Consider the following 17,456-nt stretch of genomic DNA (forward strand, 5'->3'; position numbering starts at 1 on the left):
GCCAGTCACAGTTCGGCCGATCTTGCCTGGGGGCCGAGCTTGGAGGCGTCATGAAGTCCAAGACCATGGTGGGCGCATCGGCGGCGCTGTTGACCATGCTGCTGCTCACCAGTCCCGCCTGGGCGGACCAGGGCGGAAATCCGAACGCCAACGCGCAGGACCACGCCAAGCACTCGAAGTCCACACCGGACACGAACAGCCCGCAACCACCGTCCGGCGCCGACTTTTCCGGCCACGGCGCGAACACGCACGGACCGTACGACTCCACCCGTGACGGCTCGGCCTCCGCCAATGGCAACGGCGGCGGCCAGGCCAACGGCAAGCCGTGCGCGGGCTGTGTCGGCAAGGCGGACAACAAGAATCCGCACGGCCAGCTACCCGGCGGCTCCGACGCCAACGCGGGCTACGAATGCGACACCAACCACGGCGTCGGCCGTGGCAACCCGGCACACACCGGGTGCACGCCCGGCGAGACCCCGCCGGGCAAGACGCCGCCCGGCGACACGCCTCCCGGTGGGCGGCCGCCCGCCGGTCCCGAGACCCCGGCGATGGTGGTCGCGGCCGTGGCGCCTGCCGACGTCGCGACCGAGCGCGCGCAATCGCTGGCGCACACCGGGTTCGACCTCGAACTGCCGCTGCTGACCGGGCTCGGCCTGCTCGGCGCCGGTGGCGCGGCGCTGGTCGCGGTCCGCCGACGCCGCCAGGGGTCGTGAGTGTTTTGGCCGGTTAGAACCGGCCAAAACGCTCACGAGCCCTTAGGTGCGGTCGGGGTCGCCCGCGACGCGCTGGATCCGCGCGCCGAGGCGGTTCAGGTTCTCGACGAAGTGCGGGTAGCCGCGGTCGATGTGGAAGACGTCCCAGACCTCGGTGACGCTGTCCGCGCACAGCCCGGCCAGCACCAGGCCGGCGCCCGCGCGGATGTCCGACGCCCACACCGGCGCGCTCGACAGCTTCTCGACGCCGCGGACGACGGCGTGGTGGCCGTCGGTGCGCGCGTCGGCCGACAGGCGCATCATCTCCTCGATGAAACGGAACCGGGCCTCGTAGAGGTTCTCCGTGATCATCGCGGTGCCCTCGGAGACCGCGGAGAGCGCGACCGCGAACGGCTGCAGGTCCGTCGCGAAGCCCGGGTAGGGCAGGGTGACGAAGTCGACCGACTTCGGCCGGTCGTGCTGGACGACCCGGAAGCCCTTCTCGTCGAACGTGGTGATCTCGGCGCCCGCGTGCCGCAGCTTCTCGAGCACGAGGTCGAGATGATGCGGGTTGACGCCGGTGACCGTCAGGTCGCCGCGGGTCATGACCGCGGCGAACGCCCACGTCGCGCCGACGATCCGGTCGCCGATCACGCGGTGCTCGGTCGGGTGCAGCGTCTCGACGCCGTGCACGGTCAGCGTCGAGGTGCCCGCGCCTTCGATCTTGGCGCCCATCTCGGTGAGCATCGTGCAGATGTCGACGATCTCGGGCTCGCGCGCGGCGTTGTCGATGACCGTGGTGCCCTCGGCGAGCACGGCGGCCATCAGGATGTTCTCGGTGGCGCCGACGCTCGGGAAGTCCAGCCAGACCTGCGCGCCCTGCAGCGTCTCCGCGTCCGCGACGACACAGCCGTGCTCGATGGTGGTGGTGGCGCCCAGCTTGCGCAGGCCGCTCTGGTGCATGTCCAGCGGGCGCTGGCCGATCGCGTCACCGCCCGGCAGCGCGACGATGGCCTTCTTCAGCCGCCCGACCAGCGGGCCCAGCACGCAGACGGACGCGCGCAGCTTGCCCATCGCTGGCGAGTCGGCGCGGTGCGACAGCTCAGCCGGGGTGGTGATGGTGGCCGTGCCACCGTCGATGACGACCTCACAGCCGACACTGCGCAGTACGTCCGCCATCAGGGGGACGTCGAGGATCTGGGGACAGTTGGTGATGGTCGTGGTGCCCTCGGCCAGCAGTGCCGCGGCCATCAGTTTGAGCACGCTGTTCTTGGCGCCGACGACCTCTACCTCGCCGACCAACCGGGCCCCGCCATGGACGTCGAAGTGCTCGCTCATGGGGGCCAATCATGCCTTCCCGCCTGGTTTTGCCTTCCGGCAGGGCGGTGGTCCCGGCGGCGCCGAAGCGCGCTAGGCGGACTGCCGCCGCCGGGAGATGGCGACACCGAGCAGGCACAGCGCTCCGCCGAGCAGCCCCAGCGCCGCCGGGATCTCGGCGAGCAGCAGCCAGGACAGCAGCACCGACACGGCGGGCACCGCGTAGGTCACCGCCGACAACCTGCTCGCGTCCGAGCGGCGCAACGCGTACGCCCAGGCGACGAACCCGATCGCCGTCGGGAACACCCCGAGGTAAGCGGCGCTGAGCATGGCCCCGGCGGGCGCCGTGCTCAGCTCACCCAGCAGCTGCGGCAGCCACGGAAGCAAGACCACGGTGGCCACGACGCTCCCGAGCCAGATCACGGTGAGCCCGTCGGCGTGGCGCAGCGCCACCTTCTGGATCATCACCCCGGCGGCGTAGAGCACGGCGGCCAGCAGGCACAGCAGCACACCGCCCCACTCGCGCTGCGCGGACGCGCCCGTCGCGATGAGCGTGGCGCCGGCGAGCGCGACCACCGAGCCGATGATGAGCCAGCGCGAGACGCCTTCGCCGAGGAACTTCCCGGCGGTCACGGCGACCAGCAGCGGCGCGAGGTTCACCAGCAACGCCGCGGTGCCGGCGTCGACGTGCCGCTCGGCCGCGTTGAGCGCGACGGTGTAGCCGGCGAGCCACAACACCGCGTAGGCCGCGATCAGCAGGAAGGCCTTGCGGGACAACCGCACCCGGAGGCCACGCTTGACTCCGACGAACACGGTGAGCGTGACGGCCGCGACGCCGAGCCGGAACAACGCCAGCGGCGCCGGTGACAACGCGTGCCCGATCCCGCGGATCGCGACGAACGACGAGGCCCACAGCAGCACCGCCAGCCCTGCCGCGGCGGAGGTCTTTCCCCAGGCCGTCTTCGCGGCTTCCTGCCGGGTGAATTCCAGAGTTGTGGTCACCCAGCCATCGTCATGGCGTCATCCGTACAGCACAAGCGATGATTTCTACCCTATTGTTAAGTGATGCCGTACAGTTGACGGATGCTGGACATCCCCCGGCTCCGCGTGCTGCGGGCCGTGATCGCGACCGGTTCGATCCGCGCGAGCGCCTCCGCGCTCGGCTACACCCCCTCAGCGGTGAGTCAGCAGCTCACCACGCTGCAACGGGAAACCGGCCTGCGGCTGTTCGAGCGGTCCGGCCGCGGCATCGAGGCCACCGCCGCCGCGCGCACGCTCGCGGAGGAGGCCGACGCGGTGTTCGCGGCGTTCGGCCGGGTCGAGCAGATCGTCGGCGATCTGCGTGCCGGGCGAGTGGGCAGCCTCTCGATCGGCTACTTCGGTTCGGCTGGCGCGGCCTGGCTGGCGCCGACCGTCGCGACCTTGCGTGCCGAATTCCCCGAGCTGCGGCTGGATCTGCGGCTGTCGGAGTTCACGCCCGGCGACCCGGACCTCGACATCTTCGTCGAGGAGACCGGTGCCGAGCACTCCGCGGCCGTCGACGTCCGGCGGCTCGCCGAGGACCCGTACCTCGCCGTCGTCCGCGCCGACGATCCGCTGGCCGGAGCAGGCGAGGTGCCGCTCGCGGAGCTCGCCACGCGGCACTGGGTGGACAACGACCACCGCGCGGGTCCGTGCCGCCAGGTGCTGCTGAACGCCTGCGCGCAGGCCGGGTTCTCCCCCGGCTTCGTGGTGGAGACCCACGACTACCGGACGGCGATGGCCTTCGTGGCGACGGGGATCGGGCTGACCGTGGTGCCGTCGCTCGGCATCGGCGAGCTGCCGGAGACGCTGGCGACCGTGGCCGTGGTGTCGCCGACCCCGGTGCGGACCATCAGCGTCGCGGTGAAGAAGTCGGCGGCCGAGCACCCGGCCGCCCGGCGCGCCGTGGAGGTGCTCGAAGAGCTCGTGCGGTCGTGAGTGTTCCCGGCGGTTCTGTTTGGGCGGAAGGTCAAAGGTGGCGCGTTTCGTTTGCTCGGCCGCGGCCGAGGTGCCTGTGGTGGAAATGCGTCGTTGAACGCCGCAAAACCCGCACAGCCAAGCCACTTGACCAGGTACGGGGGCGTTCGGGATGAGGTGAGTGCGGTTTGCGGCGTTGAACGACGCAAACGGCACTCAGCCAGGTACGGAGCCCAGGTATGAGGGGAGCCCTCATCCACGCTCGGCGTGAGTGAGGGCCTCCCTCACCCGGGTCGAGCGAGTCAGGGCCTCCCTCACCCGCATATACGGTCGAACTAGGACCCCACCCCACGGATCCGAGCGGAGTAGGCCCTCACCCGCACTCGACCACGCCACCGACACGGGCGAAGCAGCCGAAAAGGGGTCGTGAGTGTTTTCGCCGGTTAGAACCGGCCGTACCACTCACGACCGGCCTGAGGTGCCAAGCTGGGGGCATGCATGCCGATGAGGTCAGGCTGGGCGAGACGTACCGCGTCCGCGTCACGCACGAGGACAACCCGGCGCAGTACGCGACGGGAAACGTCGAGTTCATGACGATCTTCGCGTTCTCGATGGAATCGGCGATCGAGTTCGACTTCACGGTGACCGCGACCGGCGAGACGCTCAGCGGCGAGCCCGCGGTCACCGGGATCCGGGTGTCCGAAAGCTCGCGGGTCAGCACACCGCTGCCACCGGAGATCGCGGAACGGCTCGCGTTGCCGCCCGACGGCGATTACGTCGTGGAAGGCGTGCTCAAAGATGCCAAGACGGGCCAGATCGTCACGCTGCCGACCGATCACACACTGACGATCCCGGCGGCGTGGCTCAGCTAGCGCGGCGGATGCGGTGCCCGGGCGGCGCCGATTCGAGCCAGGACAGGAAGCCGGTCAGCGCGCCGGGGCCCATCGCGATCTCGATCGCCTCCTGGGTGTCGGACTCGCACCGCAGCACGGTCGAACCGGCGGGGACGGCGTACGCCTCGGAGCCGGACGGGTCACGGCGATCGGCGATTTCCAGCGCATCGCGTTCGAAGACGCGATCTGGGCCGGTACGCAGGCTCCAGACCCGGTACCAGGCGAAAGACTCACCTTCGTAGCGGCCGAGCCCCAGATGCCAGCCCGCGCGAGCCGAATCGGGGCTCCAGCGCAGCGCGACACTGACGCCGCCGCCACGGCGCATGCGCACCCACCGCAGCGAGTACCACAGCGCCACTACGACGAGCACGAGCAGGAGCCCTAGGACAACCAGTGTGATCGCCACGTCCGGCCCCTGCCCGTCGCTCGCTCTAGACCGACTGGCCGGCGGCGCGAAGCCTCGCGGCGGCCCTGGCTCGTTCGGCCTCGTCCTCGGCCGACAGCGCGGCCTTGGCCTCCGCCACGTCGATCTCGTCCGACAGCTCGGCGCTTTCCGCCAGGATGCTGACCCCGGTGGCCGTCACCGACAGGAAACCGCCGTGCACCGCGGCGCACACCGTCTCACCATCCGTGGTGGTCACCTTCACCACGCCACCCTCGACGAGCTGGCCCAGCACGGGCTCGTGACCGGGCAGAATGCCGATCTCACCCTCGGTGGTCTGGGCCACCACGAACGAGGCCGTGCCCGACCACAGACGGCGTTCGACGGCCACCAGCTCGACAGCGATCTCAGCCACGTCGCACTCCTTCAACTCGGGCGCTACAACCGAGTGTAATAGTTCCAAGTCCAGTTACGAGAACGACGGGGCCCGGGTCCACAAAGGACACCCCGGACCCCGCCGCCACCGAAATCACTTCTTGGTGATTTCCTTGTACTTCTTCTCGAGGTCTTCGAGGCCACCGATACCCAGGAACGCCTGCTCCGGGTAGTGGTCGAAGTCACCCTTGGCGATGCGGTCGAACGACTCGATCGTCTCGGCCAGCGGCACGGTCGAGCCCGGGATCTGCGTGAACGCCTCCGCGACCAGCATGTTCTGGGAGAGGAAACGCTCGATCCGGCGGGCGCGCTGGACGGTCAGCTTGTCCTCTTCGGACAGCTCGTCCATACCGAGGATCGCGATGATGTCCTGGAGCTCCTTGTACTTCTGGAGGATCCGGATGACCTCGGACGCGACGCGGTAGTGCTCCTCACCGACGATGGCCGGGTCGAGGATGGTGGAGGTCGACGCCAGCGGGTCGACCGCCGGGAAGATGCCCTTCTGGAACACCGACCGGGAAAGCTCGGTGGTGGCGTCCAGGTGGGCGAAGGTCGTCGCCGGTGCCGGGTCGGTGTAGTCGTCCGCGGGCACGTAGATCGCCTGCATCGAGGTGATCGAACGACCCTTGGTCGAGGTGATCCGCTCCTGGAGCTGACCCATCTCGTCGGCCAGCGTCGGCTGGTAACCCACCGCGGAAGGCATGCGGCCCAGCAGGGTCGACACCTCGGAACCCGCCTGGGTGAACCGGAAGATGTTGTCGATGAACAGCAGCACGTCCTGGTTCTGCACATCGCGGAAGTACTCCGCCATGGTCAGCGCGGACAGTGCGACGCGCATACGCGTGCCCGGCGGCTCGTCCATCTGGCCGAACACGAGCGCGGTGTCGTTGATGACGCCGTCCTCGCTCATCTCCAGGAAGAGGTCGTTGCCCTCACGGGTGCGCTCGCCGACACCGGCGAACACCGAGGTGCCACCGAAGTTACGGGCGACACGGGTGATCATCTCCTTGATGAGCACCGTCTTGCCGACGCCGGCACCGCCGAACAGGCCGATCTTGCCACCCTGCACGTACGGGGTCAGCAGGTCGACGACCTTGAGGCCGGTCTCCAGCATCTGGGTCTTGCCCTCGAGCTGGTCGAACGACGGCGGGTTGCGGTGGATGCCCCACCGCTCCAGGTCGTCGCCGTAGCCGGGGGTGTCGAGGCACTCGCCGAGCGCGTTGTAGACGTGACCCTTGACCTTGTCACCCACGGGCACGGTGATCGGGCCGCCGGTGTCGGTGACCTCGGCGCCACGCACCAGGCCGTCCTGCGGCTGGAGCGAGATGGTGCGCACGAGGTTGTCGCCGAGGTGGCTGGCGACCTCGAGGGTCACGGTCTTGCGGAGCTGCTCGAACTCGATCTCGACCTTGAGCGCGTTGAACTGGTCGGGAACGGAACCGCGCGGGAATTCGACGTCGACGACCGGGCCGGTCACCGAGACGATGCGCCCCTTGGCACGGGCTTCAGTACTGGTCATCAGTCATCACTTCCTGCTGCGGTGAGCGCGTTCGCGCCACCGACGATTTCGGAGATCTCCTGGGTGATCTGCGCCTGGCGGGCCTGGTTGGCCTCCCGGGTCAGCGTGTTCACCAGTTCGTTGGCGTTGTCCGAGGCCGCCTTCATGGCGGTACGGCGCGCGGCGAGCTCGGACGCGGCCGATTCCAGCAACGCCGCGTAGATCCGCGTGTTGATGTACTTCGGCAGGAGCGCGCCGAGCAGCGTCTCGGCACTGGGCTCGAACTCGTAGGTGGACTGCAGGCCGTCCGGGGCCTGGTCCGCCTCCTCGGTGTACTCGACCTCGAGCGGGGCGACCCGCTTGGCGATCGGGCGCTGGGTCAGCATCGAGACGAACTCGGTGTAGACCACGTGGATCTCGTCGACGCCCTCGGTCTCGGCGAGGAACGACTCGACGAGCGCCTCGCCCGCCGCGACCGCGTTGACGTAGCCGGGCTGGTCGGAGAAACCGGTCCAGCTTTCGACGACGGGACGGCCGCGGAACCGGTAGTAGCTCAGCCCCTTGTTGCCGACGATGTAGACCTGCGGCTCCTTGCCCTCTTCGCGCAGCAGGGCGAGCAGCTCTTCGGTCTGCCGCAGCACGTTGGAGTTGTAACCACCGCACTGCCCCTTGTCACTGGTCACGACCAGCACGGCGGCCCGCGTGGGGTTCGGCCGCTCGGTCAGCAGCGGGTGGTCCAACGAGGACGCGCCGCTCGCCAGCGCCGAGAGCACGTTGGTGATCTCGTCGCTGTACGGGCGGGAAGCGGCCACCTTGGCACGCGCCTTGGTGATGCGCGAGGTGGCGATGAGCTCCATCGCCTTGGTGATCTTGCCGATCGACTTCGTCGCCTTGATCCGCGACCGGAGTTCTCGGAGTTGTGCGGCCATGAGCTACCAGCTCACTTCTTCGGCGCGGGCTTGTTGACCTTGACGGTCTCGTGCCCGACCTGGTCGGCGTCCATCGCCTCGGCACCGGCCTCGATCAGGGGCTTGCCCTCGGAGGTGGTGAACTCCTTCTTGTACTCCTCGGCCGCGTCGACGATCGCCTTGGCGGTCTCGTCCGAGAACTTGCCGCTGTCCCGGATGTCGGCCAGCAGGTCCGCGTGACGGCGGCGCAGCGCGTCGGCCAGCTCGTGGTTGAAGCGGCGCACGTCCTCGGTCGGGACCGAGTCGAAGTGACCGTTCGTGCCCAGGTACACCGTGACGACCTGCTCCTCGACCGGGATCGGGGAGTACTGCGGCTGCTTGAGCACCTCGTACAGGCGGGCACCACGCTCGAGCTGCGCCTTGGAGGCGTCGTCGAGGTCCGAGGCGAAGGCGGCGAACGCCTCCAGCTCGCGGTACTGCGACAGGTCGATACGGAGCGAGCCCGCGACCGACTTCATCGCCTTGACCTGCGCGGCGCCACCGACTCGGGAAACCGAGATACCCACGTCGATGGCCGGGCGCTGACCGGCGTTGAACAGGTCCGACTGGAAGAAGCACTGGCCGTCGGTGATCGAAATGACGTTCGTCGGGATGTAGGCCGACACGTCGTTGGCCTTCGTCTCGATGATCGGCAGACCGGTCAGCGAGCCCGCGCCCAGCTCGTCGGAGAGCTTCGCGCACCGCTCGAGGAGACGCGAGTGCAAGTAGAAGACGTCGCCGGGGAACGCCTCGCGGCCCGGCGGGCGGCGCAGCAGCAGCGAGATCGCGCGGTAGGCGTCGGCCTGCTTGGTCAGGTCGTCGAACACGATCAGGACGTGCTTACCCTCGTACATCCAGTGCTGGCCGATGGCCGAGCCGGTGTAGGGGGCGATCCACTTGAAGCCGGCGGAGTCGGAAGCCGGGGCGGCGACGATGGTGGTGTACTCCATCGCGCCCGCGTCCTCGAGCGACTTCTTGACCGAGGCGATCGTGGAGCCCTTCTGGCCGACCGCGACGTAGATGCAGCGGACCTGCTTCTGCGGGTCGCCGGTCTCCCAGTTGGCCTTCTGGTTGATGATCGTGTCGACCGCGACCGCCGTCTTGCCGGTCTTGCGGTCACCGATGATCAGCTGGCGCTGGCCGCGGCCGATCGGGGTCATCGCGTCGATCGCGGTGATACCGGTCTGCAGCGGCTCCGACACCGGCTGGCGCTCGACCACCGAAGCGGCCTTGACCTCCAGCGGGCGGCGGTCGGTGGTCTCGATCTCGCCGAGGCCGTCGATCGGCGCGCCGAGCGGGTTGACCACGCGGCCGAGGTAGCCGTCGCCGACCGGGACCGAGAGGACCTGGCCGGTCCGCTTGACCTGCTGGCCCTCTTCGACCGTCTCGAAGTCACCCAGGATCGCGGCACCGATGGAGCGCTGCTCCAGGTTCAGCGCGACGCCGAGCACCCCGCCGGGGAACTCGAGCAGCTCGTTGGCCATGGCCGAGGGCAGGCCCCCGACGTGGGCGATGCCGTCACCGGCGTCCAGGACGACGCCGACCTCTTCCCGGCTTACATCCGGGGCGTAACTCGAGACGTAGTTCTCGATCGCACTGCGGATCTCATCCGAGGAGATCGTCAGCTCCGCCATTTCGTTCCCGCTCTCGCTTCGTTCTTACCAGTGTCAAAAGTCTGTGGTTGCCGGCGCCGGGTCAGCCGGCCAGCCGCTTGCGCAGCGCTTCGAGCTGACCCGCGACGCTGCCGTCGATGACCTCTTCGCCCACCCGGACGACGAGACCTCCGCCGAGCTTCTCGTCGACCTCGACGTGCAGCGCGATGGCCCGCCCGTAGATGCGCGTGAGCTTCTCGGACAGCTGGGCCTTCTGCTCGTCGGACAGCGCGCTCGCGCTCGTCACGTGGGCGACCGAGCGGTCACGCCGCTCCGCGGCCAGCTCGACCAGTTCGTCGAGGCCCTTGCCACGCAGGACGGTCGCCTCGACCAGTGTCTTGGTGACCAGGTCCACCTTGTCGGCGAACAGGCCTCGCACCAGGTTCCGCTTGGCTTCGGCTGGCGCCGTCTGGTCGGACAGTGCCCGCTCGAGCTCCGGCTCACCCTCAACGATACGGGCGACCTGGAACAGCTGTGCCTCGACGGCGTCGAGCGTTCCGCTCTTCTCCGAGCTGGTCAGCAGTGCCGAGCGCCCGAGGGACTCCACACCGTCGACCAGTTCGCGGGGGCTGGACCACCGGCTGCCTGCCACGGTGTCGAGCACCTGCAGCGTCGGCTCGGAGATCTTGCCCGCCAGTACGGACCTGATCAGCGCCTTCCGCGACTCTTCAGAGGCGGAGGCGTCACTGACGGCCCGGCGCAGGGTGATCTCCCTGCCGAGCAGGTCGACGACCGAGAGCAGCTCGTCGCCGACGGTGGCGGGGTCGGTGCCCGCGTCCGCCAGAACCTCGCTGAGACGGGTCTCAGCGAGGCCGAGCGCTTCGCGGCTCGCAGCATGCAGCGTCATCTGGTTCTACTTCCCCGCTCCGGTAGCAGCGGCACTGGTTTCGAGCTCGGCGAGGAACCGGTCGACCGTGCCCCGGCGGCGCACCTCATCCTCGAGCGACTCGCCGACGATGCGGCTGGCCAGCTCGACGGCGTTGCGGCCGAGTTCGGCACGCAGTTCGGCGACGATCTGCTGCTTCTGCGCCTGCAGCTGGGCGTGGCCCTGAGCGACGATCCGCTCGGACTCCGCCTGTGCCTCGGCACGCAGCTCCACCTTGATCTGCTCGGCTTCCTGCCGGGCGTCATCGCGGATCTTCGCGGCCTCGGTCCGCGCCTCGGCCAGCTGCGCGTTGTACTTCTCCAGCGCGGCCTCAGCCTTGGCCTGAGCCTGCTCGGCCTTTTCGATCCCGCCCTCGATCTTCGCGGTCCGCTCGGCGTACATGGTCTCGAAACGAGGAACCACGAACTTCTTGAGCAGGAAGAGGAGGATCAGGAACGAGATGAAACCGAGAATGAGCTCAGGAACGTGCGGCTGAATCGGATTCACGGCCTCTTCGGCCAGAATCAACTCCGTGTTCATCACGACGTCTCCCTAAGAACGGTGAAAGGTCGATCAGCCGGCGGCGATGAAGTAAAGAACGAAGCCCAGCAGCGCGAGCACCTCGACGAGGATGAAGGTGGTGAAGGCGATGCCCTGCAGCTTGCTCTGGGCCTCCGGCTGGCGGGCGGTGCCGTTGATGACGGCGGCGAAGATCAGACCCACACCGATGCCGGGGCCGATGGCGCCCAGGCCGAAGCCCATGGCGGCCAGACCCTTGTTGAGGTTGACCGTCTCAGCGGCTGCCTGCGCAAGAACGATGTTGCTCACTTGCATTTCCCTTCGAACTCGGTCCGCAACTCGCGGATCGGGGGCTTGTGTTGGTTTATCTCTTTAGTGGTCGCTCGCCAGCGCCGCACCGATGTAGCCGGCGGCGAGGATCGCGAAGATGTAGGCCTGCAGCACCTGGATGAAGGCTTCCAGCAAGGTCATCGCGATACCGAACGCGAACGAGACCAGCGAGACACCCTTGAGTGCGAAGTTCTGCTCCAGCAGGAAAGCGCCGCCCAGCGTGAACACCCCGATGATGAGGTGACCGGCGAACATCGCGGCGAAAACACGAATCGCCAGCGTGAGCGGGTTCATGATGAACTTCTGGAAGAACTCGATCGGCGTCAGCAGCACATACACGAACTTCGGAATGCCCGGCGGGAACAGCTGGTTCTTGATGTACCCGGCGAAACCGTGGCGCTTGATACCGACGTAGTGGTAGACCGGATAGACCACACCGACCGACAGAGCCAACGCGAACCCGATGTGCGACAGCGACGGGAACTGGATGAACGGAATGATCCCGAAGATGTTGTTCACCAGCACGAAGGTGAACAGGCTGAGGATCAGCGGGATGAAGGGCTGGAAGTCCTTCGCGCCGATCTGCTCACGGGCGATGTTGTTACGGCTGAAGTCGTAGATCGACTCGGCAATGAACTGGCCCTTGCCGGGGATCAGCTTCATCTTCCGCGTGGAGATGAGAAAGAAACCGGCCACGATGATGACCGAGAGCACCACGAGGATCATCGGCTTGGTGACTTCGCCGAAGATCGGGGGCAGCTCGAAATCCTTGGGGCCGGGGGCGACGAACTCGCCACCCTCGGCTCGTACCAGCGCGCCCAACTGGGCTCCTTCCGGTTCTCCCGGCCGGCGTTCACTCCGCCGGGGGAATCGTCACGATCTGGACTTAACGTACCCGATGGGCATCGGGCACCCGGAGGCGGCTACCACTGGTCGCATGGTGCGGAACGTCGGGACGTCCGGTCACACAGCGTGGCCACTGCCGGGCCCTCCCGGGAGCGAGATCCAGGTCCAGCACGCGGGGAAGAACGACACGATGCCACGGTGCTGGTCGCTGGTCACGAACCGGGAGAACGGCTGAGCCCGCCTCCACGACGCGGACGATACCAGCCGGTGAAACACCACCGTACAGGCGTACTCCTTAACAGCGCGGAGTCTGTCAGGAAGCCGGGATGATGGTGGGAATCTTGGTGGTCTTGAAAGCCCGCACCTCGGCGGCGGCGGCCACGACGACGACCGCGAGCATGGAGAACGCGAAGGCGTTGGCGCTCAGCCCGTCGATCCCGCGCAGCGCGAACGACACTCCGAAAAGGACCATCAGTTTCAGCACGTAACCACCGAGCGCGACCACCATGACGAACATCGGCGGCAGGTTCGCGCTGAACCGCATCATCCCCAGCGTCGTCATCGACGAGGCGAAGCCGAGCACCACCCCGATGCCCGAGCCGATCAGCCCGGGCTGATCGGCCACCAGCAGCGACACCACGACCGCGATCACCGCGACGGGCGGCACCACGATCAGCGTCGCCTTCAGCATCGCCGACGCCAGCTTCAGCATGGCTTCGGCGTGCGGGTTCGGCTGCTCTGTTTCGGCGCTCTCGCTCACACTGACTCCCTATCGATCGGACTCCAGTGTAGAGAGCCCGCCGACCGGTCGGCGGGCCCCCTGCCTGCCCGTTCAGACGCTGACCGCGCCCGGCGCCGCTGGTTCGCTGCGGACATGAAGAGAAAACTGTACGGCGCGGTGCTCGCGGGTATGGCTCTCACGGCCATCTCCGGCTTCACGGCCGGCGCGTCCGCCGATGTGGAATATCCGTTCTCATTGTCGTTCGAAACGGCTTCCGTTTCCGGTAAGGCCGTTCCCCACACGCAACTGCGGGGAGAACTGTCCAACACCGATGCGGGATGCTATTCGCTGTGGATCGGGGAGCCGGGCGGGATCATCCCCGGTCAGCCCGGTTTCCTGAGGTACCACAAGGAAACCACCGTCTGTGGTGTGGCTTCGGCCAAAGTGGACTACCTCGCCGCGGCCTGGTATCCCGAGGTCCGCGCGAAGCTCTGCCGCGACGAGACCGAACTCGTCTGCGGTAAGTCCATTCCGCTTTAAACGCCCTGGTTCCGCGATTTCAATCTCGGGATGACCGAGACGAGAACCGCGATCACCAGTCCGCAGCCGAACACCCAGAACACGGCGGGATTGTCGAACAGCGTCACCGAAACGGCGCCGAACGCGAGCAAGCCCGCCCAGAAGTAGATGAGCAGTACGGCGCGGCGCTGGGAGTGGCCGATCTCCAGCAGGCGGTGGTGCAGGTGCATCTTGTCCGCCGCGAACGGGCTCTCCCCGCGCCGCGTGCGCCGGATGACGGCCATGATCAGGTCCAGCAGCGGGACGAACAGCACGGCGGCGACCACGACCAGCGGCGAGAGCAGCGCGAGCGCGTCCGAGGCGCCGAACTGGGTGTAGCTGACCCGGCCGGACGCCGAGGTGGTGGCGGCCGCGAGCATCAGGCCGATCATCATCGAGCCGGAGTCGCCCATGAAGATCTTGGCCGGCTGGAAGTTGTACGGCAGGAAGCCCAGGCAGGCGCCCGCGAGCGTGGCGGCGATCAGCGCGGGCGGGTAGGCCTCGACCGCGTTGCCGGAGCTGCCGAGCAGGCCGAGCGAGAACGCGCAGGTCGCGGCGGCCGCGATGAAGCCGAGACCGCCGGCGAGTCCGTCAAGTCCGTCGACGAAGTTCATCGCGTTGACCATGACGACCACCATGATCACGGTCAGCAGCGCGCCCTGGGTCTGGTTGAGGACGATCACCGAGCCGAGCGAGTCGGCGCCGCCGCCCCACGGGACCCAGAACTGCACCCACTGCAGGCCGAAGATGACCAGGATGCCCGCGCACATGACCTGACCGGCGAGCTTGGTCCAGGCGTCGAGCTCGAACCGGTCGTCGAGCGCGCCGATCAGCACGATCACGCCCGCGGCGAGCAGCACGCCGACGGAGTCGTACGAGAACTCGAAGCCGCGGCGCAGCACCGGCAGCTGGTGCGCGAGCGCCATCCCGCCGAGCACGCCGAGGTAGATGCCGACGCCACCCATCCGCGGGATCGGCGTGACGTGCACGTCGCGGGCACGCGGGTTGGCGATGGCGCCGACCTTGATGGCCAGCCGGCGCACCACGCCGGTCAGCAGGAACGTCACCACCGTGGCGGTGAGCGCGACCAGCAGGTACTCCCTGATGGGGAGGCCTTCGTTCATGCCAGTGATTCCGCCGGGATCCCGAGCACCTCGGCGACGGCGGCCCTGCTGACCGCTCCTTCGCGCAGCACGACAGGGTCACCGCCGGTCAGGTCGACCATGGTCGACGGCACCGGCTCACCGGACGAGCCCCCGTCGAGGTACACCGAGACGGAGTCGCCGAGCTGCTCCTGCGCCTCCTCGACGGTGGAGGCGGGCGGCTGGCCGGAGACGTTGGCGCTGGACACGGCCATCGGGCCGACGTCGCGCAGCAGTTCGAGGGCGACCGGGTGCAGCGGCATGCGCAGCATCACCGTGCCGCGCGACTGGCCGAGGTCCCACTGCAGGCTGGGCGCGTGCGGCAGCACGATCGACAGGTCACCGGGCCAGAACGCCTCGATCAGCGCGCGGGCCTGCGGCGGCACGCCGAGCACCAGACCGTCTATTGTGGACCAGGAGCCGACCAGCACGCCGACCGGCATGTCGGGGCCGCGATTCTTGGCGCGCAGCAGTGACTGCACCGCGCCGCCGTCGAAGGCGTCCGCACCGATCCCGTACACCGTGTCGGTCGGCAGGACGACCAGGCGGCTGGACCGCACCGCGCCCGCCGCCGCCGCCAAGCCGTCGGCCCGTGATTCCCGGCGGCTGCAGTCGTAAACCGAGCTCATGCCCGGAGCCTATCCCCCGGGATAAAGCGGGCTTTAGTCCAGCCCGGGATAAAGCCCGCTTTATCCCCTTAGCCGATCGACGACGCCGTGTCCAGGCCCACCGGGAAATCTGGGGATGGCTGAACCACTTGTGCACAACTCGGGCCTGAGCGGCTGTTTTCGCCACGTGGGCTCCGGGGTGCGGGTGACGATGGCGACGTGGACCGACTAGAACTGGGCAGCGGACTGTTCCGCGGCTCCGAAGCGATCGGCGAGGGCGCGCTGACCTCTCGCCAGCTCTCCTGTGGACCTTTCCGGCGAGTGCTGCGCAACGTGTACATGCCCGCGAACGAACCACTCGACTACCTCACCAAGTGCCGCGCCGCCGCTCTCATAGCGCCAAGCAACGCGGTGCTGACCGGCCGGTCGGCCGCCGCAGTCCGCGGACTCGACCTGGCGGTCACCACGGATCCCGTGGAGTTCGTGGTACGCGAGCGGGACCGGTTCGGACCCGTACGCGAGCTGCGTATCCGGCGCACGACCCTCAACCCCGGCGACTACGAACCGTGGCAGGGGATCCAGCTGGCGACGCCCGGCCGTATGGCGCTCGACGTGCTGCTGCGGCATACCCCTCGAACGCAAGCGAAGCGCCGATGTCTCAGGACCGCGGTCGCGGATCTCGACTGTCTGCTGCGAGCAGGCCTTGTCCGCGAGGAGGTGGTGGCCGCGACGCTGCGCGGTCGCCGCGACCGCGGCATCGGGCTCGCGCGCGAGGCCTTCGAACTGGCCGACGCGAGAGCGGAATCCCGGCCGGAGTCCGAGTACCGGGTGATATTGACCTTGGCCGGCTACCCGCCAGAGCCGCAGGTGGTCGTCAGCTGCCCGGATGGCTTCGAAGCAAGACTGGACCTGGCGTACCGGGATCACCGCATCGCCGTCGAATACGACGGCGAATGGCATGAGAACGACGATCAACCGGCACGTGACCAAGCGCGTCGAGCCCGCCTCGCAGCGCTGGGCTGGCGCATCCTGGTCTACCGGGCGCGCGACCTCCGGGACACACCCGACCAGGTGATCGAGGATGTCCGCGACCTCATGAACCAACCGGGATAAAGCGGGCTTTATCCCGGTCCGGAGTAAAGCCCGCTTTATCCCGGTTGGCTGTCACTCACGCGTCTTGCACTCGCCTCGCGGTTACGAAGCGGGGGCGGCCGGTGAGGTCGAGGTGACCCTCGACGTCGGTGAGCACCCTGCGTGCCCGCACGAGCGCCGGCACGGCCGTGCCGTGGGTGTCGTCGTGTTCGATGGCGAGGCCGCCGCCAGGACGCAGCAGGCGGGCCGAAACGGCCAGCGCGTGGCGGATGGCGGCCAGGCCGCTCTCGGCGGCGAACACGGCGCGTGCCGGGTCGTAGTCGGCGACCTCCGGCGGGACCGGGGTGCCCTCGGGAACGTACGGCGGGTTGCACAGCACGAGGTCGACGAGTCCGTCGAGTTCGGCGAACAGGGTGCTGTCGGCGATGTCGCCGGAGTACAGGCGGATCGGGGTGTCCCCCTCGGCCGCGCGCGCGTCCGCGTTGTGGCGTGCCCAGGCGAGCGCCTGTGCGTCGATGTCCACGGCGTAGACGACCGCGTCGGGCACCGCGTGCGCGACCGCGAGCGCCAGCGCGCCCGATCCGGTGCACAGGTCGACCACGACCGGGAATTCCCTGCCGCGCAACAGTTTCAGGCCCCATTCGAGCAGCAGCTCGGTCTCGGGCCTGGGAATGAACACCCCGGACCCGACATCGACGGTGATGTGCCCGAGCGCGGCCCAGCCGGTCAGGTGCTGCAACGGCACCCGCTTGGCGCGCTGCGCGACGAGCTGGCCGATCGCGTCGACGACCGGCGGGTCGACCAGCGGGATCATCGGCAGGCGGCTGCGCTCCACGCCGAGCACGTGCGCGGCGAGCAGTTCGGCGTCGAAACGGGGGGACGACACACCGGCTTCCTCCAGGATCCTGGTCGCCTCGATGATCGCCAGGCGCAAGGGCTGCCGCTTCACTGTCCGCCTCTCCACTGCTCGTCGTCAGTCACCAGAGTATCGATCGCGGCGGCCGACCTGCGGTTCAACCCG

Annotated in this window: 20 protein-coding genes; 5 read left to right on the forward strand and 15 right to left on the reverse strand. The window is 68.4% G+C overall.

Translation table 11 applies throughout. The features are described 5' to 3' along the window. Nucleotides 1-50: 50 nt before the first annotated feature. Entirely contained in the window at nt 51-713 is a 663-nt protein-coding gene (locus BLV57_RS15955) for an LPXTG cell wall anchor domain-containing protein (RefSeq protein ID WP_143047068.1), read from the forward strand. Nucleotides 714-755: 42 nt separating this feature from the next. On the opposite strand, the gene murA is transcribed toward BLV57_RS15955, so the two are convergent. After that, entirely contained in the window at nt 756-2,030 is a 1,275-nt protein-coding gene (murA, locus tag BLV57_RS15960) for a UDP-N-acetylglucosamine 1-carboxyvinyltransferase (protein WP_091289524.1), read from the reverse strand. 72 nt (nt 2,031-2,102) lie between these two features. Beyond that, nucleotides 2,103-3,011, reverse strand: a complete 909-nt coding sequence (locus BLV57_RS15965) for a DMT family transporter (RefSeq protein WP_091289525.1) — start codon at nt 3,009-3,011, stop codon at nt 2,103-2,105. Nucleotides 3,012-3,092: 81 nt separating this feature from the next. Between BLV57_RS15965 and BLV57_RS15970 the strand changes: the two genes are divergently transcribed. Next, nucleotides 3,093-3,968 (forward strand): LysR family transcriptional regulator, encoded by an 876-nt coding sequence (locus BLV57_RS15970; protein ID WP_091289526.1) that lies wholly within the window; start codon nt 3,093-3,095, stop codon nt 3,966-3,968. 473 nt (nt 3,969-4,441) lie between these two features. Next, nucleotides 4,442-4,819: a hypothetical protein gene (locus BLV57_RS15975; RefSeq protein WP_091289527.1), complete on the forward strand. Its 378-nt coding sequence runs from the start codon at nt 4,442-4,444 to the stop codon at nt 4,817-4,819. Here the strand turns inward: BLV57_RS15975 and BLV57_RS15980 are convergent. From BLV57_RS15980 to BLV57_RS16025, 10 genes are all read right to left on the reverse strand, one after another. Further along, a complete protein-coding gene (locus tag BLV57_RS15980; RefSeq protein ID WP_091289528.1) occupies nt 4,812-5,246 on the reverse strand; it encodes a DUF2550 domain-containing protein in 435 nt (144 codons plus the stop codon). The two genes, BLV57_RS15975 and BLV57_RS15980, sit on opposite strands and share 8 nt — an antisense overlap. 25 nt (nt 5,247-5,271) lie before the next feature. Further along, the gene (locus BLV57_RS15985; protein WP_091289529.1) at nt 5,272-5,637 is read right to left on the reverse strand and encodes a F0F1 ATP synthase subunit epsilon; all 366 of its coding nucleotides are present in this window, start codon (nt 5,635-5,637) and stop codon (nt 5,272-5,274) included. 114 nt (nt 5,638-5,751) lie between these two features. Then, a complete protein-coding gene (atpD, locus tag BLV57_RS15990) occupies nt 5,752-7,176 on the reverse strand; it encodes a F0F1 ATP synthase subunit beta (protein WP_091289530.1) in 1,425 nt (474 codons plus the stop codon). Then, entirely contained in the window at nt 7,176-8,084 is a 909-nt protein-coding gene (locus tag BLV57_RS15995) for a F0F1 ATP synthase subunit gamma (RefSeq protein ID WP_091289531.1), read from the reverse strand. Before BLV57_RS15995 ends, atpD begins: the two co-directional genes overlap by 1 nt. A gap of 11 nt (nt 8,085-8,095) precedes the next feature. After that, entirely contained in the window at nt 8,096-9,736 is a 1,641-nt protein-coding gene (gene atpA, locus BLV57_RS16000) for a F0F1 ATP synthase subunit alpha (RefSeq protein WP_091289532.1), read from the reverse strand. Between the two features lie 61 nt (nt 9,737-9,797). After that, the gene (locus tag BLV57_RS16005) at nt 9,798-10,601 is read right to left on the reverse strand and encodes a F0F1 ATP synthase subunit delta (RefSeq protein WP_091289533.1); all 804 of its coding nucleotides are present in this window, start codon (nt 10,599-10,601) and stop codon (nt 9,798-9,800) included. Nucleotides 10,602-10,607: 6 nt separating this feature from the next. After that, nucleotides 10,608-11,159: a F0F1 ATP synthase subunit B gene (locus tag BLV57_RS16010; RefSeq protein ID WP_425426001.1), complete on the reverse strand. Its 552-nt coding sequence runs from the start codon at nt 11,157-11,159 to the stop codon at nt 10,608-10,610. Between the two features lie 33 nt (nt 11,160-11,192). Continuing rightward, complete coding sequence (locus BLV57_RS16015) at nt 11,193-11,447, reverse strand: ATP synthase subunit c family protein (RefSeq protein WP_091289535.1); 255 nt, start codon at nt 11,445-11,447, stop codon at nt 11,193-11,195. 63 nt (nt 11,448-11,510) lie between these two features. Beyond that, on the reverse strand, nt 11,511-12,290 hold the full coding sequence (gene atpB, locus BLV57_RS16020) for a F0F1 ATP synthase subunit A (RefSeq protein ID WP_091289536.1): 780 nt from the start codon (nt 12,288-12,290) through the stop codon (nt 11,511-11,513). Between the two features lie 337 nt (nt 12,291-12,627). Further along, nucleotides 12,628-13,074 (reverse strand): Cg1360 family ATP-synthase-associated protein, encoded by a 447-nt coding sequence (locus BLV57_RS16025; protein ID WP_091289537.1) that lies wholly within the window; start codon nt 13,072-13,074, stop codon nt 12,628-12,630. A 114-nt stretch (nt 13,075-13,188) separates the two neighbouring features. Here BLV57_RS16025 and BLV57_RS16030 point away from each other — a divergent pair, with 114 nt between their 5' ends. After that, nucleotides 13,189-13,575 carry a hypothetical protein gene (locus BLV57_RS16030; protein WP_091289538.1) on the forward strand — a complete coding sequence of 129 codons (387 nt, stop codon included), beginning with the start codon at nt 13,189-13,191 and terminating at the stop codon, nt 13,573-13,575. Here the strand turns inward: BLV57_RS16030 and BLV57_RS16035 are convergent. Together BLV57_RS16035 and BLV57_RS16040 are read right to left on the reverse strand one after the other, a co-directional pair. Further along, a complete protein-coding gene (locus tag BLV57_RS16035; protein WP_091289539.1) occupies nt 13,572-14,717 on the reverse strand; it encodes a glycosyltransferase family 4 protein in 1,146 nt (381 codons plus the stop codon). The genes BLV57_RS16030 and BLV57_RS16035 overlap by 4 nt on opposite strands. Continuing rightward, nucleotides 14,714-15,364 (reverse strand): L-threonylcarbamoyladenylate synthase, encoded by a 651-nt coding sequence (locus BLV57_RS16040; RefSeq protein WP_091289540.1) that lies wholly within the window; start codon nt 15,362-15,364, stop codon nt 14,714-14,716. The genes BLV57_RS16035 and BLV57_RS16040 overlap by 4 nt, the downstream gene beginning before the upstream one ends. A 198-nt stretch (nt 15,365-15,562) precedes the next feature. On the opposite strand from BLV57_RS16040, the gene BLV57_RS16045 reads away from it, so the two are divergent. Then, entirely contained in the window at nt 15,563-16,456 is an 894-nt protein-coding gene (locus BLV57_RS16045) for an endonuclease domain-containing protein (RefSeq protein WP_091289541.1), read from the forward strand. 55 nt (nt 16,457-16,511) lie between these two features. Here the strand turns inward: BLV57_RS16045 and prmC are convergent, their stop codons facing one another. Continuing rightward, nucleotides 16,512-17,384 carry a peptide chain release factor N(5)-glutamine methyltransferase gene (prmC, locus tag BLV57_RS16050; protein WP_091289542.1) on the reverse strand — a complete coding sequence of 291 codons (873 nt, stop codon included), beginning with the start codon at nt 17,382-17,384 and terminating at the stop codon, nt 16,512-16,514. Between the last annotated feature and the right edge of the window lie 72 nt (nt 17,385-17,456).

Source organism: Amycolatopsis xylanica (genome assembly GCF_900107045.1).
Taxonomy (GTDB): domain Bacteria; phylum Actinomycetota; class Actinomycetes; order Mycobacteriales; family Pseudonocardiaceae; genus Amycolatopsis; species Amycolatopsis xylanica.

What these genes read in the sequence shown, in the direction of transcription:
- BLV57_RS16010 (WP_425426001.1), bottom strand. Translation starts at nt 11,159, where the DNA reads ATGAACACGGAGTTGATTCTGGCCGAAGAGGCCGTGAATCCGATTCAG.
- BLV57_RS15975 (WP_091289527.1), top strand. Translation starts at nt 4,442, where the DNA reads ATGCATGCCGATGAGGTCAGGCTGGGCGAGACGTACCGCGTCCGCGTC.
- BLV57_RS15955 (WP_143047068.1), top strand. Translation starts at nt 51, where the DNA reads ATGAAGTCCAAGACCATGGTGGGCGCATCGGCGGCGCTGTTGACCATG.
- BLV57_RS16030 (WP_091289538.1), top strand. Translation starts at nt 13,189, where the DNA reads ATGAAGAGAAAACTGTACGGCGCGGTGCTCGCGGGTATGGCTCTCACG.
- BLV57_RS16005 (WP_091289533.1), bottom strand. Translation starts at nt 10,601, where the DNA reads ATGACGCTGCATGCTGCGAGCCGCGAAGCGCTCGGCCTCGCTGAGACC.
- murA (WP_091289524.1), bottom strand. Translation starts at nt 2,030, where the DNA reads ATGAGCGAGCACTTCGACGTCCATGGCGGGGCCCGGTTGGTCGGCGAG.
- atpA (WP_091289532.1), bottom strand. Translation starts at nt 9,736, where the DNA reads ATGGCGGAGCTGACGATCTCCTCGGATGAGATCCGCAGTGCGATCGAG.
- BLV57_RS16035 (WP_091289539.1), bottom strand. Translation starts at nt 14,717, where the DNA reads ATGAACGAAGGCCTCCCCATCAGGGAGTACCTGCTGGTCGCGCTCACC.
- atpD (WP_091289530.1), bottom strand. Translation starts at nt 7,176, where the DNA reads ATGACCAGTACTGAAGCCCGTGCCAAGGGGCGCATCGTCTCGGTGACC.
- BLV57_RS15995 (WP_091289531.1), bottom strand. Translation starts at nt 8,084, where the DNA reads ATGGCCGCACAACTCCGAGAACTCCGGTCGCGGATCAAGGCGACGAAG.
- BLV57_RS15970 (WP_091289526.1), top strand. Translation starts at nt 3,093, where the DNA reads ATGCTGGACATCCCCCGGCTCCGCGTGCTGCGGGCCGTGATCGCGACC.
- BLV57_RS16040 (WP_091289540.1), bottom strand. Translation starts at nt 15,364, where the DNA reads ATGAGCTCGGTTTACGACTGCAGCCGCCGGGAATCACGGGCCGACGGC.